Source organism: Streptomyces sp. CB02056, assembly GCF_001905545.1.
Taxonomy (GTDB): Bacteria; Actinomycetota; Actinomycetes; order Streptomycetales; family Streptomycetaceae; genus Kitasatospora.
In genome coordinates this window covers 1-2,909 of the sequence record NZ_LIPD01000033.1, presented here as the reverse complement: position 1 = coordinate 2,909, position 2,909 = coordinate 1, and the positions used below count along the sequence as shown (strand labels likewise).

General features: G+C 56.9%; 2 rRNA genes (1 of these 2 running past the window's edge). Both read left to right on the top strand.

Annotation, left to right across the window (positions count from 1 at the left end):
- A 23S ribosomal RNA gene (locus AMK13_RS40740) occupies positions 1-2,670 on the top strand; it begins 575 nt to the left of the window's first position.
- A gap of 81 nt (positions 2,671-2,751) precedes the next feature.
- Positions 2,752-2,868: ribosomal RNA gene (rrf, locus tag AMK13_RS40735) — 5S ribosomal RNA — on the top strand.
- Positions 2,869-2,909: the final 41 nt, after the last annotated feature.

Genomic DNA, 2,909 nt, shown 5'->3' with positions numbered 1-2,909 from the left:
CTCCCAAGTAGCACGGGGCCCGAGAAATCCCGTGTGAATCTGGCGGGACCACCCGCTAAGCCTAAATATTCCCTAGTGACCGATAGCGGATAGTACCGTGAGGGAATGGTGAAAAGTACCGCGGGAGCGGAGTGAAATAGTACCTGAAACCGTGTGCCTACAAGCCGTGGGAGCGTCGTTCACCAGCTTGCTGGTGGGCCGTGACTGCGTGCCTTTTGAAGAATGAGCCTGCGAGTTTGCGGTGTGTAGCGAGGTTAACCCGTGTGGGGTAGCCGTAGCGAAAGCGAGTCCGAATAGGGCGTCTGAGTTGCATGCCCAAGACCCGAAGCGGAGTGATCTAGCCATGGGCAGGTTGAAGCGCGGGTAAGACCGTGTGGAGGACCGAACCCACCAGGGTTGAAAACCTGGGGGATGACCTGTGGTTAGGGGTGAAAGGCCAATCAAACTCCGTGATAGCTGGTTCTCCCCGAAATGCATTTAGGTGCAGCGTCACGTGTTTCTTGCCGGAGGTAGAGCACTGGATAGGCGATGGGCCTTACCGGGTTACTGACCTTAGCCAAACTCCGAATGCCGGTAAGTGAGAGCGTGGCAGTGAGACTGTGGGGGATAAGCTCCATGGTCGAGAGGGAAACAGCCCAGAACACCGACTAAGGTCCCTAAGCGTGTGCTAAGTGGGAAAGGATGTGGAGTCGCAGAGACAACCAGGAGGTTGGCTTAGAAGCAGCCACCCTTGAAAGAGTGCGTAATAGCTCACTGGTCAAGTGATTCCGCGCCGACAATGTAGCGGGGCTCAAGCACATCACCGAAGTCGTGTCATTGCAGCATGAAGGGCCAACGCCTGCTGTGATGGGTAGGGGAGCGTCGTGTGCCGGGTGAAGCGGCGGTGGAAACCAGTCGTGGACGGTATACGAGTGAGAATGCAGGCATGAGTAGCGATACAAGAGTGAGAAACTCTTGCGCCGATTGACCAAGGGTTCCTGGGTCAAGCTGATCTGCCCAGGGTAAGTCGGGACCTAAGGCGAGGCCGACAGGCGTAGTCGATGGACAACGGGTTGATATTCCCGTACCCGCTTTGAAGCGCCAACGTCGAACCAGGTGATGCTAAGGCCGTGAAGCCGGCCCGGAGTCTTCGGACAATGGGACGTGGTGGAGCCGCTGAACCAAGTCTGTAGTAGGTGAGCGATGGGGTGACGCAGGAAGGTAGTCCAGCCCGGGCGGTGGTTGTCCCGGGGTAAGGGTGTAGGCCGAGTGATAGGCAAATCCGTCACTCATTAAGGCTGAGACCTGATGCCGAGCCGATTGTGGTGAAGTGGATGATCCTATGCTGTCGAGAAAAGCCTCTAGCGAGTTTCATGGCGGCCCGTACCCCAAACCGACTCAGGTGGTCAGGTAGAGAATACCGAGGCGTTCGGGTGAACTATGGTTAAGGAACTCGGCAAAATGCCCCCGTAACTTCGGGAGAAGGGGGGCCATTCCTGGTGACGAGTCTTGCACTCCGAGCTGGGGGTGGCCGCAGAGACCAGCGAGAAGCGACTGTTTACTAAAAACACAGGTCCGTGCGAAGCCGTAAGGCGATGTATACGGACTGACGCCTGCCCGGTGCTGGAACGTTAAGGGGACCGGTTAGCTCCACTTCGGTGGGGCGAAGCTGAGAACTTAAGCGCCAGTAAACGGCGGTGGTAACTATAACCATCCTAAGGTAGCGAAATTCCTTGTCGGGTAAGTTCCGACCTGCACGAATGGCGTAACGACTTCTCGACTGTCTCAACCATAGGCCCGGTGAAATTGCATTACGAGTAAAGATGCTCGTTTCGCGCAGCAGGACGGAAAGACCCCGGGACCTTTACTATAGCTTGATATTGGTGTTCGGTTCGGCTTGTGTAGGATAGGTGGGAGACTTTGAAGCAGCAACGCCAGTTGTTGTGGAGTCGTCGTTGAAATACCACTCTGGTCGTGCTGGATGTCTAACCTGGGTCCGTGATCCGGATCAGGGACAGTGTCTGGTGGGTAGTTTAACTGGGGCGGTTGCCTCCTAAAGGGTAACGGAGGCGCCCAAAGGTTCCCTCAGCCTGGTTGGCAATCAGGTGTTGAGTGTAAGTGCACAAGGGAGCTTGACTGTGAGACTGACGGGTCGAGCAGGTACGAAAGTAGGGACTAGTGATCCGGCGGTGGCTTGTGGAAGCGCCGTCGCTCAACGGATAAAAGGTACCCCGGGGATAACAGGCTGATCTTCCCCAAGAGTCCATATCGACGGGATGGTTTGGCACCTCGATGTCGGCTCGTCGCATCCTGGGGCTGGAGTAGGTCCCAAGGGTTGGGCTGTTCGCCCATTAAAGCGGTACGCGAGCTGGGTTTAGAACGTCGTGAGACAGTTCGGTCCCTATCCGCTGTGCGCGTAGGAGTGTTGAGAAGGGCTGTCCCTAGTACGAGAGGACCGGGACGGACGAACCTCTGGTGTGCCAGTTGTCCTGCCAAGGGCATGGCTGGTTGGCTACGTTCGGGAGGGATAACCGCTGAAAGCATCTAAGCGGGAAGCCTGCTTCGAGATGAGCACTCCCACCTCCTTGAGAGGGTAAGGCTCCCAGTAGACGACTGGGTTGATAGGCCGGATATGGAAGCCCTGTGAGGGGTGGAGTTGACCGGTACTAATAGGCCGAGGGCTTGTCCTCAGTTGCTCGCGTCCACTGTGTTGTTCTGAAACAACGACCCGCCCGAATCTTGTCGGGTGTGCGGTTGACAGTTTCATAGTGTTTCGGTGGTCATAGCGTGAGGGAAACGCCCGGTTACATTCCGAACCCGGAAGCTAAGCCTTACAGCGCCGATGGTACTGCAGGGGGGACCCTGTGGGAGAGTAGGACGCCGCCGAACAATTCTTCAGAAGAACCCCCATCCGGGTCCCGGATGGGGGC